Source organism: Gryllotalpicola reticulitermitis, from assembly GCF_042651345.1.
In the GTDB taxonomy this organism is placed as follows: Bacteria; Actinomycetota; Actinomycetes; order Actinomycetales; family Microbacteriaceae; genus Gryllotalpicola; species Gryllotalpicola reticulitermitis.
Genome location: NZ_JBHSCN010000005.1, coordinates 1154188 through 1174210 on the forward strand (window position 1 = coordinate 1154188; position 20023 = coordinate 1174210).

The window sequence follows — 20023 nt, forward strand, 5'->3', positions numbered from 1 at the left end:
CGCACCACGGCCGCACCAACCACCAACCACCAAACCCGCACCACGCCACCTCACCCGCCGCCCCCAGGAGAACCCCGTGACACTCACCGCAACGCGACCCGAAGCCGGACTCAAACGGCATCTTTCCGGTCTGAACATTCTGCAGATCGCGATCAACTCGATCATCGGCACCGGTTGGCTGTTCAGCTCGCTGAACGCCGCCGCGTCCGCCGGCCCCGCCGCGCTCATCGCCTGGTTCATCGCCGCCGCCATCATGGTGCTGATCGCGTTCAACCACGCGGAGCTCGGCGCCATGTTCTCGGTCGCCGGCGGCTCGGCGCGATTCGTGCACTACTCGCACGGGACCACCGCCGGTTTCGGCATCGGCTGGATGGTGTGGATCTACGGCGCCGCCACGGTGCCGATCGAGGTCCAGGGCGTGCTGTCCTACGCGGAGGGTTACCTGCCGAGCTGGCACATGTTCCACAACGATGGCACCCTCACCGGCTTCGGCTACTTCATCGCCGCCGTGCTGCTCGCCGTCTTCGTGGTCGTGAACCTGTTCGCCATCCGGATGCTGGGACGCATTCACAACTTCATCACGTGGTGGAAGATCGCGACGATCGTGCTCGTGATCGCCGCCATCATCACCGTGCACTTCGACGGCTCGAACTTCAGTTCCCACGGCTTCGCGCCGTATGGCGTGAAGGGCATCCTCGCGGCGGTGGCGATCGGCGGAATCGTGTTCGCCTACACCGGCTTCGAGCAGACGGTGCAGCTCGGCGCAGAGACGTCGAACCCCGGTCGCAACATCCCGTTCGCCCTGCTCGGCTCGGTGATCATCTGCACCATCCTGTACGTCGGCCTGCAGGTCGCTTTCCTCGGCGGCATCAACCCCCATCAGCTCGTGCACGGGTGGTCGGGCATCAAATTCAACGGCGACACCGGGCCGTTCGCGACTCTCGCCACGGCCGTCGGGCTCAGCTGGGTCGCCGTGATCATCTACATCGACTCCGTCGTCTCGCCCGGCGGCAACGGCATCGCCTACGTCACCTCGACGGCGCGCGTCGCCTACGGGCTCGGCCGCAGCAAGTACGTGCCCGCGCTGTTCTCCTACGTCAACGCGCGCGGCGTGCCCCTCGTCGGCGTTCTGCTGACCTTCGTCGTCGGGCTGCTCGCCATGCTGCCGTTCCCCAGCTGGCAGTCGCTCGTCGGATTCCTCACCTCCGCGACCGCCGTGCTGTGGGCCGGCGTGCCGATCGCTCTCGGCGCGCTCCGCAAGACCTTCCCCGACAAGCGCCGCCCGTTCCGGTTGCGGCCCGCCGGCCTCTGGGCGCCCGTGTGCTTCATCTTCTGCGACCTGCTGCTGTTCTGGACAGGCTGGCAGACCGACTGGAAAGTGTTCGTCGCCATCCTCCTCGGCTACGCGCTGTTCATCCTGAACCGCGTCTTCCAGAGCCCGGGCGAGCGCCCGAACCTCAACCTCAGGTCGTTCTGGTGGATGGCCGTCTGGCTGGTCGGCATGGCCGTGATCAGCTACTTCGGCACCTTCGGCGAGGCGAAGCACCCGCACGGCCTCGGATACCTGCCCTTCGGGTTCTGGGACACAGCAGTCGTCGCCGCCTTCAGCCTCGGCGTCTACTACCTGGCGATCGCAACGCGACTTCCGGCGGCGCAGGCCGCGCTCTACGCGCCGGACGAGCTCGAGACCGGTGCCGTCGACCTGACCGAGATCGATGCCATGGCGGCTCGCGGGGTGTGACGGGACGCGGGGCGCGGCGGCCCGTGCCGTTCCGGGGCCCGGGTGTGCCTGCCTTCCGCACCGTCCGCTGCGGGTCCATGATGGAGCCGTCCGTCAGAGGAGGGGGCCGACATGCGCGCGTCACGGCGGCTCCCGGGCAACCCCTGGCCGCACGACATGGTCCTCGCCATCGACAGCCCGCCGTTCCTGCTCGACCTGCTGTGGATTCGCGAGGCATGGGGCCTGCGCCCGCGCGGCGGCGACCTGCCGCCCGCGCTCACGACGACGCCGGTGCCCGTCGACCCGGCCGCGCGTGCCGCCGCACCGATTTCGGAATGGGAGGCCGGCTGGCCGGACGTGTGGGATGCCTGCCTCCAGCACGCCGGCGAGGCGCGCGACGATGACCTGCTCCAACGCATCCGGCGCACGGACCTGAGCAGCGAAGAGCGCCACGCCCTTATGAGCCGACTGCGCGGACCGGCCTGGCACGATCGCTTCGGCACTGACGCGTACGCCGATGGTCGACGGGAGTGGGCGAACGGCGCGGTGAGTGAGAAGCGCGCGGCGTTTCGAGACGTCGAGCGGTCGCTTCTCGACGCGGTGATCCCCGCCTGGAAGGCGGGCCTCACCACCATCGTCGAGATTCCATGCCGCGGCACCTTCACCCGTCGAGTCGGCGCTCACGGGCTGCTCGTCACCGCCGGGACCCGCGCCGACGACGTACAGTACCGGCACGCGCTCGCCCTGTTCCAGTAGGCAAGGAAGCAGCCCCAGACTCGAGTGATTGTCGCGCACGTCGTTGCGCGATGCATCGCCATAGACTCTCGCGCGTGTTCAGGCGAATGATCTACCACCCGGCCGGCACGCGCCGCGCGGCGAAGCCGGATGACGTCGTGCTTGACCGCGGACGCATTCAGCTGCGGGGCGTACAGGTCAACCCTGGGCGCAAACGCGGCCTGGTCTACTTCGGCGGCAACGCCGAGAACTCCGAGGTTTGGGCATCCGCCTTCGGTGCAGCCTTCCCAGAGCACACGATCTACCTCTTTGCATACCGCGGGTACGGCGCCAGCAACGGCAGACCGACCCAGCGCGGCATCGTCGCTGACAGCGTCGCGCTTCATCAGCTGGTCGCCCAGAATCATCCGGAACAACGAGTGGATGTCATCGGCCGCAGCCTGGGGAGTGGCGTCGCCGTCCAACTTGCAGCCCGCGTTGCGCTTCGCCATCTCGTCCTCGTGACGCCGTTCGAGTCGACTCTTGGGTTTGCGTCCGGCATTCCGCCATGGATCGCGGGTCTGCTCATCTCCGATCACTGGAACTCGGCGTCGGCCGTCACGAAAGTCAGCTGCCCGACGCTCGTGCTCCGCGCCGGAAATGACGCGACGGTGGTTCCGGCTCGAACCGATGCGCTTCTCACGGCCGCGCCATTCGCGACGGTCCGCAGCTTCCCTGCCGCAGACCACGGCAGCATCGCGCGTGAGGACGACTACCTTCCCACGATCGCGGCTTTCCTCGCGAACTGACGGGCTCATCAATCGCGGTGCGTGCCGCGAGCGCCGGCGACTTGCCCGCGTGCGAGTGACGCTGCCCCTCGGACGCCGTCCTTTAGCGACCCGGTGCCGTCGCACACAAGGGACGTGACCCATGCGCTGCGCGCTGCAAAACTGGCGAGCATGCGGATTCCGTTCGAAAAGTCGCCACGTTCGACGGTCGGTCTCGAGTGGGAGCTGATGCTCGTCGACCCCGACACCGGGGAGCTCGTTCCGGCAGCCCCCGGGATTCTGCAGGTCCTCGACGGCGGCCCGCAGATCACCGCCGAGCTGCTGTCGAACACCGTCGAGATCACCAGCGATCCGCGCGAGCGGATCGCCGATGCGGTGAACGACCTGCGGCGGCGCGTCGACCTCGTGCGGCCGGAGGCCGAACGCCACGGGGCGCGCCTGACCTCCTCGGGCAGTCATCCGTTCGCCCGCTGGCACGAGCAGCACCTCACCGAGAAGAGCAGGTACCGCACGCTCATCGACCGCACCCAGTGGTGGGGGCGCAACCTGATGATCTGGGGCGTCCACATGCACGTCGGCGTCGACGACGTCGACAAGGTGTTCCCGATCATCAACGAGATCACGCGCTACCTCCCGCACCTGCAGGCGCTTTCCGCGTCGAGCCCCTACTGGGCCGGCGACCAGACCGGGTATGCGTCCAACCGCGCGCTCGTGTTCCAGCAGCTGCCGACGGCGGGTCTGCCGTGGGAGTTCGCCGACTGGGCCGCGTTCGAGCGCTACGTCGACGACCTGGTCGGCACCGGTGTGATCGGCCAGGTCGACGAGCTGCGGTGGGATGTGCGGCCCTCACCCCACTGGGGCACCATCGAGATCCGCGCGAGCGACTCGATGAGCAACGTGGCCGAGCTCGGGGCGCTCGCCGCTCTCGTGCAGTCTCTGGTCGAGTGGTGCTCCCGGCGCCTCGACGCGGGGGAGGTGTTCGAACCCCTGCCGCCGTGGTTCCACCGCGAGAACAAGTGGCGTGCCGCGCGCTACGGGCTCGATGCGACCGTGATCACGGGGCGCGACGGCAGCCAGGCATCCGTTCGCGATCACCTCGACCAGCTGCTGCCGACGCTCGAGCCGGTCGCCGCCGATCTCGGTTGCAGCGCCGAACTCGCGACGCTGCGGCGGATTCCCGAGCTCGGCGCGGGCTACCAGCGGCAGCTCCGCGTGGCTCAGGCGAGCGACGGCGATCTCGTCGCCGTGGTGAAGCACATCGTCGACGAGTTCGACGCCGAGCGACCGTTGCCCGCGCCGGTCGTGGAGCGCGGCGAGGTGCGATGACCGAGCCGGACCTCCCGACCCAGACCGTCGAGCTGCTGCGCGAGCTGATCCGGAACGCCTGCGTCAACGACGGCTCGCCCGATTCCGGCGGTGAGGCGCGCAATGCGGCGACGCTCGAGCGCTTCCTCACCGCGCCGGACCTGGACCCGGACCTGGCCCCGGCCGCGGGTGCCGCCGCCGGTCCCGGCCTGAGCATCCAACTGCTCGAGCCGCACCCCGGCCGCGTCTCGCTGATCGCCGAACTGCCCGGAACCGACCCGACCGCGCCCAGCCTGCTGCTGCTCGGCCACACCGACGTCGTGCCCCCGGGCCGCGGCTGGGCGCGTGAGCCGTTCGGCGCCGAGATCGTCGACGGCGTCATCTGGGGCCGCGGCGCACTCGACATGCTGCATCTGACGGCGGCGTACGCGGTCGTGATCCGCACTCTGGCGCGGAGCGCGGTACGGATGCCGGGAAAACTGATCTTCGCGGCCGTCGCCGACGAGGAATCGGGCGGCCACTACGGCGCTCAGTCGCTCGTCGCACAGCGCCCGGACCTCCTGGCGGTGAGCGGCGTGCTCAGCGAGACCGGCGGTATTCCGCTCGCGTCGGGCGGTGCCGTGCGCGGGGTGACGGTGACAGTGGGTGAGAAGGGGATGTCGGGGCGCCGGCTGCGCTTCGAGGGGCATCCGCGGCACGCCTCGACCCCGTGGGGAGCCGACAACGCTCTCGTGACAGCCGCCGATGCGGTCTCGCGCATCGCGGCGCACCCGGCGCTCGCCGAGATCGACGACCTCTGGCCGCAGTACGTCGAGGCGCTCGACGTGCCGCCCGAGCTGCGCGCCGCGCTGACCGACCCGCTGCGTATCGACGCGGCGCTGCCCGAGCTCGGACCGCTCGCCGGGCTCGCCCATGCGGTCACGCACACGACCTGTTCGCCCGACATCATTCGGGCCGGCGAGAAGCTCAACGTCGTTCCGCAGAGCGCGCACGTCGACCTCGACATCCGCACGCTGCCGGGTGTGAGCGCCGGCGCCGTCGACGCGTACCTGCGCGACGCGCTCGGGCCGCTGGCCGACCGGACCGCGATCGAGCCGATCGGCTCGGAATCCGTCGCGAGCCGGTCGCCGCTCGGCACCCCGCTGTATGCGGCGCTCGCCGAGGCCGTCGACACCGCCTACCCGGGAGCGCGGGCGGTGCCGGTGATCGCGCCAGGCGCGGCAGACAGCAGGCTGTTCCGCTACGCAGGCGTGCCGGCTTACGGCTTCGGCATGTTCTCGCCCCGGTGGACGCACGCCGACTTCCGGCACCTCGTGCACAGCGTCGACGAGCGCATCGACGTCGAGACCGTGGGCCTCGTCGTTCGCGCGGTGCTGCAGGTGGCTGAGCGCGTCCTCGCCTGAGCCGCCGGTAGGGTGAATCCGTGACGGCACTGGAGCGGCGTGGGCGCTGGTGGCGTTTCGCGCTGGTCCTGATCGTGACGGCGCTCGTGCTCGTGCCGTTGGCGGGCACCCTGTCGAACGCGCTGGGGCTGCCGGGCATACACGGGCCGGCCGGGCCGGCCGGGCTGGCCGGGCCCGGGCGATCGTGGGCGGCAGGCATCCGTCAATCGTTCGCCTCTGCTCTGCAGCCGCCCTCGAGCTACTGGTTCGAGAACAGCCTCATGCTCGCCCTCGGCGCGGTCGTCGTGTGCATCGTGCTCGGCGCGCCGGCCGGCTACGTGCTCGCGCGCGGTCGCGGGCGTCTCGTCTCGGGGTACGCGCTCGCGATCTTCCTGCTGCAGTCGTTCCCGCCGGTGATGCTGATCGTGCCGCTCTTCCTGATGTTCGCGCGCGTGCACCTGATCGACAACCTGTTCGGCCTCGGACTCGTCTATCTCGCGCTCACGCTGTCGTTCGCGATCTGGATGTGCGCCGCGTACGTCGACACGATCCCCATCGAGCTCGAAGAGGCGGCCTGGATAGACGGATGCTCCGTCTTCGGCGCCTTCTTCCGCGTCGTGCTGCGCAATGCGCTGCCCGCCATGCTGACCGTCGCGATCTTCACGTTCCTCACCGTGTGGAACGAGTACATGGCGGCGCTCATCTTCCTGCGCTCGATCAACAACTACACGCTCGGAGTCGGCCTCCAGGCCGCCGGCCACTCGCCGGTGCTCGCCGTGGTGATGGCGCTGCCCCCGGTCCTCGTGTTCGTGGTGCTGAACCGCTACTTCAGCCTCGGTGGCGTTGCGGGGTCGCTCGCGGGGCAGTGAGCGCGCGCGTCGCGTCGACCGCGGCGGCGAGAGCGGTGACGGACGCCTCGAGCTCGGCCGCCTCGACATCGGCGGTCCACGTGAAGCGGAGTGCGGCGGAAGCGTCATCGGTCGTGAGCCCGAGGGCGACGAGCACGTGCGACGGTTCCGTGCGCCCGGCCGCGCAGGCGGACCCGCTCGATGCGATCACACCGTGCCGCTCGAGTTCGAGCAGCACGGTCTCGCCGTTCACCCCTGGAACGACGAACGAGGCGTGACCCGGCAGCCGGGCGTCGGGATCGCCGGTGAGCCTGACGCCCGGAATACTTGCACATACCTGTGCGATAAAACGGTCGCGGGCGGCATCGCCCGGCTCGCTTGCGGCGCGCTCGGCCGCCAGCTCACGGCACGCCGCCGCGAGCGCGACGGCCCAGGCGACGTTCTCGGTGCCGGAACGGCGTCCGCGCTCCTGACCGCCGCCATGCAGTAGCGGCTCGAGCGGCACGCCGGCTCGGACGAACACCGCACCGGAACCCTTCGGCGCGCCCAGCTTGTGGCCGGACAGCGAGAGCGCGTCGACGCCGAGCGCCGCCACGTCGATCGGCAGGTGCGCCGCCGCCTGCACGGCATCGGTGTGGAACAGCGCTCCCGCCTCGTGCGCCACCGCCGCGAGGGCGGCGATGTCCTGCACGGTGCCGACCTCGTTGTTGGCCCAGCCGATCGTCACGAGCAGTGCTGTGCTGGTGCCTGTGCCTGTGCCTGTGCCTGTGCCGGTTCCTGTGCTCGTGCCCGTGCCGGTTCCTGTGCCGAGGGCGGTGCGCAGCGCTGCCGGCGAGACGCGGCCCGACGCATCCGTTTCGGCGAACGTCACCGCGAAGCCGTGCACCCGCGCGAGATAGTCGACCGACGCGAGCACCGCCTCGTGCTCGATCCGCGTCGTGACGATGCGCCGCGCGTGCGACCCGGCGGCGTCGAGCGCTGTGCCGAGCGCTGCGCCGAGCGCCAGCCCCTTGATGCACAGGTTCGCACCCTCCGTACCGCCGCTCGTGAACACGACCTCGGCGGATCGGCAGCCGAGGAAGCGTGCGACGGCGGCGCGGGCATCCGTCATGCCGCGCGCCGCCGCGAGGCCCGGCTCGTGCACGCTCGACGGGTTCCCGAACGTGCCGGTCAGGTACGGCCACGCCGCCTCGAGGGCGGCGCGCCGCACCGGCGTCGTCGCGGCCGCATCGAGCAGGATCATGGCGCGAGCACCACGTCCAGCCCGAGGTCGAGGGCGCGGGTCGAGTGCGTCAGAGCTCCGACCGAGATCAGGTCGACGCCGGTTTCGGCGATCGCGCGCACGGTGTCGAGGTTGACCCCGCCCGAGGCCTCGATGGTCGCCCGGTCGTGGACGACGCGCACCCCCTCACGCAGTTCGTCGATCGAGAAGTTGTCGAGCATGATCGTGTCGATGCCGGCCGCGAGCACCGCCTCGATCTGATCGATGCGATCCACTTCGACCTCGAGGTGCACCGTGTGGCCGATGCGGCGGCGCACCTCGCGCAGCGCCTGTGTCACCGACAGGCCGCCGGCGGTGAGCACGGCGAGGTGGTTGTCCTTCACGAGCACGGCGTCCGAGAGCGAGTAGCGGTGGTTGTGGCCACCGCCGGCGACGACCGCGTGCCGCTCGAACGCGCGCAGGCCCGGGGTCGTCTTCCGCGTGTCGACGATGCGGGCGCCCGTGCCCTCGACGGCCACGACGTAGCGCGCGGTGAACGTCGCGATCCCGCTCATGCGCTGGATGAAGTTGAGCGCCACGCGCTCGGCCGTGAGCACCGAGCGCGCCGGCCCGCTCACCTGGGCGAGCACCGACCCCGCCGCGAAGAACGCCCCGTCGGGCTGCCTCACGGTCGTCTCGATCGCCGCGTCGGTGAGCCGCATCGCGGCGGCGAACACGGCACCGCCCGCGAGCACCCCCGACTCACGTGCGACGAGGCGCGCCGTCGCGGTCGCATCGGCCGGGATCACGGCCTCGCTCGTCGCGTCGCCCCACGGGGCGTCCTCGGTGAGCGCTGCGGCGACGGCGGCGTCGATGATCTGCGGGGTCAGCATGCGGATACTCCTTGTTGTGCGTGCACTTCCAGTCGTTCGTGCGCTTCCTGTCGTTCGTGCGCTTCCTGTCGTTCGTGCGCTTCCTGTCGTTCGTGCGCTTCCTGTCGCTCGTGTACTGGTCGTCGTGCGTGGACCCGCCGCTCGGCGAACTCGGGTCGGGGCAGCGGGAAGTCGGTGCGGTAATGCGCCCCCCGCGACTCTTCGCGTGCGAGCGCGAAGTCGACCACGATGCGCGCGAGATCGAGCAGGTTGCGGTCTTCGGGCGTGGTCGCGTGCCACGTGTCGAGAACGGATGCCGCCCGCTCGAGCCCCTCGCCGGAGCGCTGCACCCCGGCGTGCTCCCACATGAGCCGCTGGAGCGCGCTGCGAGAGAAGCTCCCGCCCGCGCGACCAGCGCCGCCAGTGCCCCCAGCGTTGCCCGCGCCCCCCGACGCACCCGCGCCGCCGCGCCGAGAACGGAGTTGTTGCGGCTGCGCACCCCCGAAACGCGCATCTTCTCCGGTTTCGATGCCGCGCGCGTCGAGGACGTCCGCGATCGCGCGGTGCGCGAACACCGCCGCCTCGAGAAGCGAGTTCGAGGCCAGGCGATTCGCGCCGTGCGCTCCGGTCGACGCGCACTCGCCGACGGCCCACAGGCCGGGAAGGCTGGTGCGGCCGCGGGCATCCGTCGAGATCCCGCCCATCCAGTAGTGCGCGGCGGGCGTGACCGGAATCGGCTCGCGCGCCCAGTCGTAGCCGGCGGCGCGCGTCGCCGCGTCGATGGTCGGGAAGCGACGAGCGAGAACGGATGCCCCGAGCCCGGTCGCATCGAGCAGCACGGGCGTTCCGCCCTGGGCCGACATCTCCGTCGCGATGGCGCGGGCGACCACGTCCCGTGGTGAGAGCTCGGCAGTCGGGGTGTGCACGGCTCGCATGAAGCGCTCGCCGCGGGCGTTTCGCAGCACAGCGCCCTCGCCGCGGACCGCCTCGGAGATGAGGAACGAGCCGGGCGCCGCGAGCGCCGTCGGGTGGAACTGGTAGAACTCGGCGTCCGCGAGCGCGGCACCGGCGCGCCACGCTGCCGCGACGCCGTCGCCGGTCGCGACCGCGGGGTTCGTGGTGTGCGCGAAGAGCTGCCCGGCGCCGCCGGTGGCGAGTACGACGGCATCCGCGTACTCGATGGCCGCTGCCGCGGGTGCCCCCGCCGCCGCGGGTGCGCTGCCCGGATCCGCCGGGTGCGCCTCGGACCCGGGCCGCGCACCGCGGATCGCGACAGCGGAACCGGAACCGGAAGGGGCAGGGGAAACGGAGGCGGAAGGGGAAACGAGCACGGCGCGCGGGGCGGCGAGCTCGACGCCGACCACACGACCGGAGTCGACCACCAGGTCGGTGAGGGCGGTGTGCTCGCGGACCGTGACCCGAGGGGCGTCCGCGAGCGCTGCGATGAGGGCGCGCTCGATCTCGGCGCCGGTCGCATCGCCGCCGGCGTGCAGCACCCGTGCCGTCGAGTGCGCGGCCTCGAGGCCCCGCGCGAAGCCCGTGCCCGCGCCCGCGTGGGCGTCGCTGCGGTCGAACCGGACCCCCCGGGCGATGAGCTCGCGCACCCGGTCGGGGCCTTCGGCGCACAGCACCTCGACGGCCGCGGGGTCGCACAGCCCGGCGCCGGCAGCGAGCGTGTCGCTCACGTGCGACGCCACGGAGTCGTCGGCGAACATCGCCGCGGCGATGCCGCCCTGCGCCCGAGTCGTGTTCGCATCGGCGAGCGAGCCCTTGGTGATGAGCAGCACGTCTGCTCCGGCCTCGGCGGCCTCGACGGCTGCGAGCAACCCTCCGAGCCCGGACCCCACGACGATCACGCGCATGCCACGCGCCCCTGTTCGCGCTCCTGTGCCCGCTCCCGTTCCCGGCCCTGGCTCCGCGCTACAGTTACGGGCTCGAGCGCCTGGCGCATCTGCCGCGTGGGCCCGCAACTGTAGCGCGCGCCGCCCTCGGTGCCCACCGCTACGCCGCCATCGTCGTGTCGGGGCGGGCGGCAAGCATCCGCTCGAGGGCGATCCGGGCGCCGTCTGCGACCCGCTCGTCGACGGTGATGCGGTTCACGACGCGGCCGGCGACGAGTTCCTCGAGCACCCAGGCGAGATAGCCCGGGTGAATGCGGTACATGGTCGAGCAGGGGCAGATCACCGAGTCGAGGCAGAAGATCTCGTGCTGCGGGTAGTCGGCGGCGAGCCGCTGCACCAGGTTGATCTCGGTGCCGATCGCGAAGGTCGAGCCCGCCGGGGCGGCGGCGATCGCCTTGACGATGAAGTCGGTCGAGCCCGCGGCGTCCGCGGCGTCGACGACATCCATCGGGCATTCGGGGTGAACGATCACCCGTACGTCGGGGTGTGCGGCCCGCGCCGCCTCGATCTGCGAGACGCTGAAGCGCTTGTGCACAGAGCAGAAGCCGTTCCACAGGATGACGCGCGAGTCGCGCAGCGCATCGGCGGACAGGCCGCCCGAGACGCGGGCGGGGTTCCAGAGGGGCATCGCCGAGAGCGGCACGCCCATCGCCTTGGCAGTGTTGCGACCCAGGTGCTGGTCGGGGAAGAACAGCACGCGCTGCCCCCGTTCGAACGCCCACTCGAGCACGGTCGCCGCGTTCGACGACGTGCAGACGATTCCGCCGTGCTCGCCGCAGAACGCCTTGAGCGCGGCCGACGAGTTCATGTAGGTCACCGGGATCACCGGCACGCGCCCCGATTCATCGGGTGCCGAACCGAACAGTGCCTCGAGTTCGGCCCAGCATTCCTCGACGGAGTCGATGTCTGCCATGTCGGCCATCGAGCACCCCGCGGCGAGGTTCGGCAGGATGACCGCCTGGTCGTCGCCCGTCAGGATGTCGGCCGTCTCGGCCATGAAGTGCACGCCGCAGAACACGATCGCCTCGGCGTCCGGCAGCTCGCGTGCGGCGCGGGCGAGCTGGAACGAGTCGCCGACGAAATCGGCGTACTGCACCACTTCGTCGCGCTGGTAGAAGTGCCCCATCACCGCGACGCGGGAGCCGAGGGATGCCTTGGCCGCCGCGATCCAGTCGGACAGCTGCTGCGGCGTCGCCTCGCGGTACCGCGCAGGCAGCTCGCCCTGCGTGGGCGAGCCCGCAGGCAGGCTGTCGCCCTGCGAAGCGCCCGGGCCGTAGCCCGGCATGCCGAGATCGAAGGCCCACGGGCCGTCGGCGAGTTCGGGTGCGCAGGTCTCGCCCTGCAGGCCGCCGTTCGAGATGCCGGCGATGGTGTGGGCGACGGATGCTTCGAGCCGGTCACTCAGGAGGGTCATGACGTCTCTTCTCCTACTGTTCTCACTGCCGCCCGTTCTCGGGGCCGGCTGTTCTCACTGCTGCTGACTGTTCTCACTGCTGCGCCGCACGGCCCAGCGGGCCCTGGTCGGCGAGATCGACGGTCGTGTTGTAGCGGTACAGGCGCGGTGGTCGATGCCGCACGCCCGTGAGGACCTCGCCGGTGTCGACGAGGGCTCCGGTCGCCTCGACCTGGCGGCGGAAGTTCGCCGGGTCGAGGACCTGGCCGCGCACGGCCTCATGCACCTCGCGCAGTTGCGCGAGCGTGAACGTGTCGCCGAGGAAGGCGCTCGCGATGCGGCTGTACTCGACCTTGTTGCGCAGCCGCCACAGGGCGTACTCGACGATCAGATTGTGGTCGAAGGCGAGGCGCGGCAGCTCCTCGGCGCGGAACCAGCGCACGTTCTGGCCGACGCGCGCGGCGCGCGCCTCTTCCTCGCCGACGAGAGCCCAGTAGACGACCGAGACGACGCGCCCGACGGCGCGGCCCGTCTCCTCGCCTGGTGCCGTGTCACCTGAGCGGTGCGGGTCGCCGAAGGCGTAGAGCTGCTCGAGGTACCGGGGCGCGAGCCCGGTCGTGCGTTCGAGCGTGGCCGTCGCGGATTCCGCGAGGCCCTCGTCATCGCCGAGGGGCCCGCCGGGCAGTGCCCACATGCCGTCGTACGGCTCTCGAATGCGGCGCACCAGCGGCAGCCACAGGGCACGCTCGCCCTCGTCGCCGCCGAATCGGCCGGAGGAGCGCAGCGCGAAGATCACGGTCGAAACCGCGAGCGAGGCGTTCACACGTACCTTCTTTGTTATGGTCAGCGCCACTCTAACCCCGCGCAGCACTTAATGTGCAAGTGACTTGAACTGAAGTTAGGCGTCGCTGAATGCTGGGGGACGGCCCGCTGGGCTCGCCGCGTGCCGAGCCCTCATGGAAGGCTTGTCAGCCGATGAGCATGAGTGAGCAGCCCGATCAGCCCAGCACCCCCGATCAGCCCAGCACGCCCGATCAGCCCAGCACCCCCGATCAGCCCAGCACGCCCGATCAGCCCAGCGCGCCGAGCGAAGCGAGCCTGCGCCGGTGGCGCCGTTACCTTGCGGATGAGCGGGCCGAGGCATCCGTTTACCGTGACCTCGCCAGCCGCCGCCAGGGCGAGGAGCGCGAAATCCTGCTCGCGCTCGCCGACGCGGAGTCGCGGCACGAGCAGCACTGGCTCGACCTGCTCGGCGCCAGGGTCGGCAAGCCGCTGCGCACCGATCTTCGCACCCGCCTGCTCGGGTGGCTCGCCCGCCGCTTCGGCTCCGTGTTCGTGCTCGCGCTCGTGCAGCGCGCCGAGTCGCGGTCGCCGTACGAGTCGGACCCCGACGCGACCGATGAGATGGCCGCGGACGAGCAGATCCACGAGGAGGTCGTCCGCGCACTCGCCGAACGGGGCCGCAGCCGCCTCTCCGGCACGTTCCGCGCGGCGGTGTTCGGCGCCAACGACGGCCTCGTCAGCAACCTGTCCCTGGTGCTCGGCGTCGGGGCGAGCGGGGTCGCGACGCACGTCGTGCTGCTGACCGGTGTCGCGGGCCTGCTCGCCGGCGCGCTGTCGATGGGCGCGGGGGAGTTCGTCTCGGTGCACTCCCAGCGCGAGCTGCTCGCCGCCTCGACCCCGAACGTCGACGTCGGCGACGCGATCGGGAAGCTCAACGCGAACCGCAACGAGCTCGCACTCGTGTTCCGCTCGCGCGGCATGACCGAGCGTCAGGCCGAGACGCGCGCGGCGCGGCTGCTGTGGGGAATGGGCGCGGGCGCCCGCGACCTGCCCGGCGGCACCGACGGCGACGACCACGAGGCGATCGGCACCGGCATGAGCGCCGCGCTCTCAAGCTTCTGCTTCTTCGCGTCGGGCGCCATCGTGCCGGTCATCCCGTATCTCTTCGGCATGTCGGGGCTCGGCGCGGTCGCGCTCGCCACGGTGCTCGTCGGCATCGCGCTCGTCGGCACGGGCGCGGTCGTCGGCCTGTTGTCCGGCTCGTCGCCGCTGTCGCGCGCACTGCGCCAGCTCGCGATCGGCTACGGCGCGGCCGCGGTGACGTACCTGCTCGGCCTGCTGTTCGGGCACGTCGCCGGCTGAGCCCGAGATCGGCGGCGGATGACTGTGCTGGGCGATTTGTAACCGGAAGCGATGCCCATTGTCAACGGGGTGATCCGCACGCGGGGCTGCCGCTTCAATGGAACTACGCGCCACCTGATGCAGGGCGGGGGAGCGGTTAGTGGGGACAGAGGGCCTCGTTCCGGATGGGGAACGAGGCCCTACCCATGTCCGGGCGCGCCGGTGGGACTACCAGCGCCGGTGGGACTACCAGTCGGCGACCTCGCCGGTCACCGAGGTGAGCAGGTCGATCGCTCGGTGCGGGTCGCTGAGCGGGCTCGAGAAGTACGTGGCACGGATGCCGTAGGCCCGCAGCCGCTCGAGCTCGGCGAGCAGCGAGTCGCGAGTCGTCTCCTCGTCGATGCGGCCCTGCGCGGTCTTCTCGATCGTGTCGAAGTCGCGGCCGACCGCGTCGCAGTGACCCTTCAGCACGTCGATCAGGTGGGGGAAGTCGGCGTTCGCGAACCAGTTGGAGGCATCCGCGTACTGCGCGACGAGACGCAGCGTCTTGCGCTCGCCGACGCCGCCGATGATCAGATACGGGCGCGGCTGCGAGATGGTCTTCGGCACCGAGAGCGTGCGCCCGAGCTGGTAGTAGCGGCCTTCGTACGGCTCTTCCGAGTCGCTCCACATCTGCAGGATGATCTGCAGAGCCTCTTCGAGGCGCTCGAAGCGCTCCTTCGTCGGCGGGAAGTTGAAGCCGAGGCCCTTCGACTCCTCCTCATTCCAGGCGGCGCCGATGCCGAGCCCGGCGCGACCGCCGGAGAGCACGTCGAGTGTCGAGACCGCTTTGGCGAGCAGCCCGGGCTCGCGGTACACGACACCCGTGACCATCGTGTGCAGCAGCACCTTCGAGGTGTTGGCCGCCAGGAAGCCGAGGAACGTGTACGCCTCGAGCATGTCCTTCTCGGGCGGCCCGTAGCCGCGGATCTGCCAGAAGTGGTCCATGACGGTGAGGCGCGCGATGCCGCCGTCTTCTGCGTCGTGAGCGATGCGGGTGAGGGTGGGGCCGAGTTGCTCGGGCCCTGAATCGAAGGTCAGGTGTGCCAGATGAAAACCGAGGTCCATAGCGGCCACGCTACGCCGGAAGCCCAGCTACGGATGGTTGAGTGTCCCCCATGCAGGTGATCGTCGATCTGGTCCTCGCGGTCGTTGGGGTCCTCACGGTGATCCGCTATGCGCGGCGGGGTGTGATCGCGGCGGTCGCGGCCCTCATCGGCTGGGCGATCGGGTTCTGGGTCGGGCTGGTGCTCGCGCCGGGCATCGTCTCCGCGGTGGGTGCGCTCAGCTCGCTGCAGACCTGGGGGCGCAGCATCACGGTGCTGATCATCACCCTGCTCATCGCGGCGGTGTGCGCGACCATCGTGATCACGATCGGCAGCTTCATCCGCAGGGCCGTCCGGCCGCTCCCGGTCGCCGGTGGCGCCGACGCCGTGCTCGGCGCCGTCTTCGGGCTGCTCAGCTGGGCGGTCGTCGTGTGGCTGCTCGCCGGGTTCGTCGTCTCGACCGGGTACGGCCCCGCGACGCAGCTCGCGAACTCCTCGCGCATCGTCGCCACCCTCGATTCCATCGCGCCCATGCCGACTGCGCGCGTCTTCGGCGCCGTCGACGACGCGATCGCGGCCGCCGGCCTGCCGAAGGTCTTCGAGTCGACCGAGCAGGAGAAGATCCCGAACATCGCGGCACCGACGAGCGACGTGCCGTCGGCCGTGAGCGCTGTCGCGGATTCGATCGTCGAAGTCCAGGCGGACGAGCCGCAGTGCGGCACCGCGTCGTCGGGAAGCGGGTGGGTCGTGGCATCCGATCGCGTGATCACCAACGCGCACGTCGTCGCCGGCTCGTCCTCCGCCGACGTTCTCGTCAACGGGAAGAGCGAGCGCCTCTCGGCGACGGTCGTCGGTTACGACCCCGAGACCGACATCGCCGTTCTCGACGTGCCGGGGCTGCACGCGAAGCCGCTCGCGCAGAACCCCGCCGTGCAGGGCGTCGGTGCGAGCGTGTTCGCGGCCGGCTACCCGGGCGGCGGCACGTACACCGTCGCGCCGGGCCGCGTGCGCGACAGCATCCGCGCCATCGGCAAGGACATCTACGACGACAAGACGGTGACCCGCGACGTCTACTCGCTGCGCGCCATCGTCCGGCCGGGCGACTCGGGCGGCCCGCTGCTCGACGCGCAGGGACGCGTCACCGGTCTCGTGTTCGCGATGTCGACGACGGACTCCGAAACGGGCTATGCCCTGACGTTCAAACAGATCGCCCCGACGCTCGAGCGTGCGGCGACCCTCACGAAACCGGTCGCGACCGGCGCCTGCGTATCCGGCTGATGTGGAGTTTCTGTGGGTGTTCCTGGGAACAATCGACGCGTGACTGAACGGATGCCACGCCTCCTGCTCATCGAAGACGACGAGCGCCTCGCGCCCATCATGATCGAGTATCTCGGCGAGGCGTACGACGTGACGCACCGCGCCGATGGCGACGCGGGGCTCGCGACGGCGCTCGCCGAGGAGTTCGACGTGCTGGTCGTCGATCGACGGCTGCCCGGGCGCGACGGGGTCGAGGTCGTCCGCGGCATCCGTCGTGCGCGCATCGCCACGCCGATCATCATGCTGACCGCGCTCGGCGCGACCGATGACCGCGTCGAGGGGCTCGACGCGGGGGCCAACGACTACCTCGTCAAGCCGTTCGAGTTCGCCGAGCTGCTCGCGCGGCTGCGGGCGCTGCGTCGCACGTACACGGCGAACGACTCGTCGCTCACGATCGGCTCGTGGGAGTTCTTCCCCGAGGACCGCATCATCCAGTCGCCGTACCTCGGGCCCGTCGCGCTCACGCCGAAGGAGACCGAGCTGCTCGCTCTGCTCGCCCACAGCCCGGATCGCACGTTCAGCCGCAGCCAGATCCTCTCGGCGGTCTTCACTCCGAACGACCTGCCGGGCACGGTCGACACCTATGTGCACTACCTGCGCCGCAAGACGGAAGAGTCCGTGGTGCTCACGGTGCGCGGCAAGGGGTACCGGCTGGGGTATCTGTGAGCGAGCCTCGCGCAGGCAGGGCCAATACTGGCCGGGCGAGCACAGACAGCGATGTCCTCGCCGTGCGCAAGGCGGCGGCATCCGTCACGCGGCGGATCTCGATCGCGAGCTGCGCGCTCGTCGTCGCGATCATCATCGTCGCGGTCGGCGTCGTCATCTGGCAGTCCGAGCCCAGAGAACTGGCCGAGACCAACCGCCCCGGCGAGGACAAGATCTACATCAGCGCCACGAAGGTGCTCATTGCGCTCGTCATCATCGGCGCAGCCGCCATCGTGTTCGCGGCGGTCATCAGCTGGCTGATCGCCCGGCGCGCCGTGCGTCCGCTCGGGCAGGCGCTGCAGTTGCAGAGGGCGTTCGTCGCCGACGCCTCGCATGAACTGCGCACACCGCTCGCCGTGCTCGACGCGCGGCTGCAGCTGCTGCAGCACCGCCTCGGCGCGACCGACCCGAGCGCGCGCACCGTGACCGAGCTGCGGTCGGACACGGCGGCGCTCATCGGCATCGTCGGCGAGCTGCTCGCGGCGGCCGGCGGCGAGCAGGGCGAGCCGGACGAGGTGACGGATGCCTCGGCCACCGCGGCGGAGGCGATTGCGGCCCTGCGCCTGCTGGCCGACGCGCGAAACATCCGTATCGAGCTGACGGGCGATGTTGGCTCCGAGCTCGCGGCCGAGCCTGGTGCGGCCGAGCCTGAAACTGATCGCGCACCCGATCGCGCAACGCGTGTTCTGATGCCGCAGGTGTCTTTCCGGCGCTGCGTCACCGGACTCGTCGACAACGCCATCGGGCACACCCGTGATGGCGGGTCCGTCGAGGTGGATCTCATTGCGGCGCCGCGCACCGTGACGCTGTCGGTCGCGGACCACGGCCCCGGCATCCGCGGGATCGCCCCCGAGCGGGTGTTCGACCGCTTCGCCCACTCGGATCCGGACGAGAGCGACGGCCTGCCCCGCCGCCGCGGCTTCGGCATCGGCCTGGCGCTCGTGCGCGACGTGGCCGCGCGCAACGGCGGCACGGTGCGGGTCGACAGCACCGGCCCGGAAGGCACGGTGATCTCGCTCGAGCTGCCCCGCGTCTAGGCGGGCGGCAGGTTCGCGCGCAGCTTCGTGGTGAGCCGGGTGAGTTGCTCGAGCTCGTCCGGGCTGAGTGCGTCGCCGACGATGCGATCGATCGATGCGCCGTGCACGCGCGCGACGGCGTGGAACGCGTCGCGGCCGGCGTCGGTGAGGCGGATGACGGTGCCTCGCGCATCCGTCTCGTCGGGCAGCTTGTCGACCAGTCCGCGAGCCGCCAGCCGATCGACGAGCCGGCTCACGCTGGGCTGCGTGAGCAGCACTGCCCGGGTGAGGTCGCGCAGCCGTAGGGCACGGTTCGCGGCGCGCGTGAGGGTGAACATGACGTCGTACTCGTTGAATGAGATGTCGTTGCGGGGGAAGTCGGCGCCGAGGCGGCGCATCACGGCGACCTGAGCGCGGAACAGCGCCTCCCAGGCGGCGACCGAGCGCGCCTCATCTCTCATCCCGCCAGCCTACGATCGCCGTGCGCGGGCGCTGACACAGAGAAGGGCCGGAGCCTTGTTAGCTCCGACCCGTCTCTTGCACCAAGAGTGTCCTGCAATCACATTCCGCGCCGGCTGCCACAGCAAACAACTAACGCTCTACGAATGTATAACGGGCTGATAACGCTGTCTAGTTATCGTTTCGTGATTTTTCCTGCGACTTCGTTATGCGTCGGCAAGCAGAACGTCCTGAACGGCCGCCGGTCTTGAGCAACGTCATTTCTGATTCATCTTGCGATCCATCTGTAACGAACCTCCCGTCCGGGGCAATGCACCCCCACGGCGGCACTTACGGCCGCCACCGACTACGGAGGTTTATCCGAAGATGCAGAATCGAAAGCTCATGATGCTGTCGACCGGCACTGCGGTTGTCGTTGGCGGATGCCTGATCGGTGGCCTCGCGGCCAACGCAGACCCGGTCCCGGCATCCCTGTCCTCGACCGCCGCGCCCTCGACGGCTGCACCCACCTCGGGCGACCCTGCCGGCACTGCTGGCACCGGCACCTCGCCGACGAGCACATCGACCGGCACACCCGCGCCGACGTCCTACGTGCCTGTCCCGGTGCCCACCGCGACCGGAACACCGAACCCGGCTCCGACGTCGACCACGCCGCCCAAGCCGTTGCCCACCCCCGTGCACCACCGCAAGCACCATCACCACCGCCGCCACCACTTTGGCTGGTGGGGCTGGCTCGCCTTCTGGCACACGCACCACGCTCCGGTGACCCCGAAGCCCGCGTCGAGCCAGCCAGCCACGAGCACCCAGGCTCCGTCCGCATCGACGACCTCGAAGCCCGCGACCCCGGTCATCCCCGCGAAGCCGGCTGTTCCCGCGAAGCCCGCCGTCCCGGCCACGCCCGCGAAGCCTGCTGTTCCGGCCGTCCCGAGCACGCCGGCACACAGCACGGTCCCGGCCGTCCCGGCCAAGCCCGCAGTCCCGGCCACACCGGCCCCCCCGGCTTCGCCGTTCGGCTCGACCGGCTCGGCCGGCAGCATCCCTGCTCCGACCGTGACGCACGTGCCGACCCCGGTCGCGCACTGGACCGCTCCGGTGGCGCGCCACGCCCCCGCGACGCAGCAGCACGCGCCTGAGCCGCACGCCGGCGCACGCCGCTAAGCGGTAAGCACAAGACAGGGGCGCCGTCGCCGAGA

General features: G+C 70.7%; 18 protein-coding genes. 11 read left to right on the forward strand and 7 right to left on the reverse strand.

Annotation, left to right across the window (positions count from 1 at the left end):
• The first annotated feature begins 76 nt into the window (after window positions 1–76).
• The 6 genes from ACFOYW_RS12540 to ACFOYW_RS12565 all read left to right on the forward strand — a co-directional run bounded on the left by ACFOYW_RS12540 (window position 77) and on the right by ACFOYW_RS12565 (window position 6778).
• Window positions 77–1741, forward strand: a complete 1665-nt coding sequence (locus tag ACFOYW_RS12540) for an APC family permease (RefSeq protein ID WP_390229324.1) — start codon at window positions 77–79, stop codon at window positions 1739–1741.
• Between the two features lie 111 nt (window positions 1742–1852).
• Complete coding sequence (locus ACFOYW_RS12545; RefSeq protein WP_390229326.1) at window positions 1853–2476, forward strand: hypothetical protein; 624 nt, start codon at window positions 1853–1855, stop codon at window positions 2474–2476.
• A 74-nt stretch (window positions 2477–2550) separates the two neighbouring features.
• A complete protein-coding gene (locus ACFOYW_RS12550) occupies window positions 2551–3243 on the forward strand; it encodes an alpha/beta hydrolase (protein ID WP_390229328.1) in 693 nt (230 codons plus the stop codon).
• 150 nt (window positions 3244–3393) lie between these two features.
• Window positions 3394–4548, forward strand: a complete 1155-nt coding sequence (locus tag ACFOYW_RS12555) for a glutamate--cysteine ligase (RefSeq protein WP_390229329.1) — start codon at window positions 3394–3396, stop codon at window positions 4546–4548.
• Window positions 4545–5930, forward strand: coding sequence for a M20/M25/M40 family metallo-hydrolase (locus ACFOYW_RS12560; protein WP_390229331.1), 1386 nt, complete (start codon window positions 4545–4547; stop codon window positions 5928–5930). Before ACFOYW_RS12555 ends, ACFOYW_RS12560 begins: the two co-directional genes overlap by 4 nt.
• A 20-nt stretch (window positions 5931–5950) precedes the next feature.
• On the forward strand, window positions 5951–6778 hold the full coding sequence (locus ACFOYW_RS12565) for a carbohydrate ABC transporter permease (RefSeq protein ID WP_390229333.1): 828 nt from the start codon (window positions 5951–5953) through the stop codon (window positions 6776–6778).
• Here the strand turns inward: ACFOYW_RS12565 and ACFOYW_RS12570 are convergent.
• The 5 genes from ACFOYW_RS12570 to ACFOYW_RS12590 all read right to left on the reverse strand — a co-directional run bounded on the left by ACFOYW_RS12570 (window position 6738) and on the right by ACFOYW_RS12590 (window position 12947).
• A complete protein-coding gene (locus ACFOYW_RS12570; protein WP_390229335.1) occupies window positions 6738–8000 on the reverse strand; it encodes a cysteine desulfurase family protein in 1263 nt (420 codons plus the stop codon). The two genes, ACFOYW_RS12565 and ACFOYW_RS12570, sit on opposite strands and share 41 nt — an antisense overlap.
• Window positions 7997–8851 (reverse strand): carboxylating nicotinate-nucleotide diphosphorylase, encoded by an 855-nt coding sequence (gene nadC / locus ACFOYW_RS12575; protein ID WP_390229337.1) that lies wholly within the window; start codon window positions 8849–8851, stop codon window positions 7997–7999. The genes ACFOYW_RS12570 and nadC overlap by 4 nt, the downstream gene beginning before the upstream one ends.
• On the reverse strand, window positions 8845–10692 hold the full coding sequence (locus ACFOYW_RS12580) for an L-aspartate oxidase (protein ID WP_390229339.1): 1848 nt from the start codon (window positions 10690–10692) through the stop codon (window positions 8845–8847). Before ACFOYW_RS12580 ends, nadC begins: the two co-directional genes overlap by 7 nt.
• A gap of 139 nt (window positions 10693–10831) precedes the next feature.
• Entirely contained in the window at window positions 10832–12145 is a 1314-nt protein-coding gene (gene nadA, locus ACFOYW_RS12585; RefSeq protein ID WP_390229341.1) for a quinolinate synthase NadA, read from the reverse strand.
• Between the two features lie 73 nt (window positions 12146–12218).
• Window positions 12219–12947: an NUDIX hydrolase gene (locus tag ACFOYW_RS12590; RefSeq protein ID WP_390229343.1), complete on the reverse strand. Its 729-nt coding sequence runs from the start codon at window positions 12945–12947 to the stop codon at window positions 12219–12221.
• A 158-nt stretch (window positions 12948–13105) separates the two neighbouring features.
• Between ACFOYW_RS12590 and ACFOYW_RS12595 the strand changes: the two genes are divergently transcribed.
• Window positions 13106–14269: a VIT1/CCC1 transporter family protein gene (locus ACFOYW_RS12595; RefSeq protein ID WP_390229655.1), complete on the forward strand. Its 1164-nt coding sequence runs from the start codon at window positions 13106–13108 to the stop codon at window positions 14267–14269.
• A gap of 225 nt (window positions 14270–14494) precedes the next feature.
• On the opposite strand, the gene ACFOYW_RS12600 is transcribed toward ACFOYW_RS12595, so the two are convergent.
• Entirely contained in the window at window positions 14495–15355 is an 861-nt protein-coding gene (locus tag ACFOYW_RS12600) for an LLM class F420-dependent oxidoreductase (protein WP_390229345.1), read from the reverse strand.
• A 50-nt stretch (window positions 15356–15405) separates the two neighbouring features.
• Here ACFOYW_RS12600 and ACFOYW_RS12605 point away from each other — a divergent pair, with 50 nt between their 5' ends.
• From ACFOYW_RS12605 to ACFOYW_RS12615, 3 genes are read left to right on the forward strand one after another with little or no spacing between them, the layout of a single operon-like run.
• Window positions 15406–16611: a MarP family serine protease gene (locus tag ACFOYW_RS12605; protein WP_390229658.1), complete on the forward strand. Its 1206-nt coding sequence runs from the start codon at window positions 15406–15408 to the stop codon at window positions 16609–16611.
• Between the two features lie 39 nt (window positions 16612–16650).
• The gene (locus tag ACFOYW_RS12610; RefSeq protein WP_390229347.1) at window positions 16651–17316 is read left to right on the forward strand and encodes a response regulator transcription factor; all 666 of its coding nucleotides are present in this window, start codon (window positions 16651–16653) and stop codon (window positions 17314–17316) included.
• Complete coding sequence (locus tag ACFOYW_RS12615) at window positions 17313–18392, forward strand: sensor histidine kinase (protein ID WP_390229349.1); 1080 nt, start codon at window positions 17313–17315, stop codon at window positions 18390–18392. Before ACFOYW_RS12610 ends, ACFOYW_RS12615 begins: the two co-directional genes overlap by 4 nt.
• Here ACFOYW_RS12615 and ACFOYW_RS12620 read toward each other — a convergent pair.
• Entirely contained in the window at window positions 18389–18832 is a 444-nt protein-coding gene (locus ACFOYW_RS12620) for a MarR family winged helix-turn-helix transcriptional regulator (protein ID WP_390229350.1), read from the reverse strand. The two genes, ACFOYW_RS12615 and ACFOYW_RS12620, sit on opposite strands and share 4 nt — an antisense overlap.
• 364 nt (window positions 18833–19196) lie before the next feature.
• Here ACFOYW_RS12620 and ACFOYW_RS12625 point away from each other — a divergent pair, with 364 nt between their 5' ends.
• A complete protein-coding gene (locus ACFOYW_RS12625; protein ID WP_390229352.1) occupies window positions 19197–19988 on the forward strand; it encodes a hypothetical protein in 792 nt (263 codons plus the stop codon).
• Window positions 19989–20023: the final 35 nt, after the last annotated feature.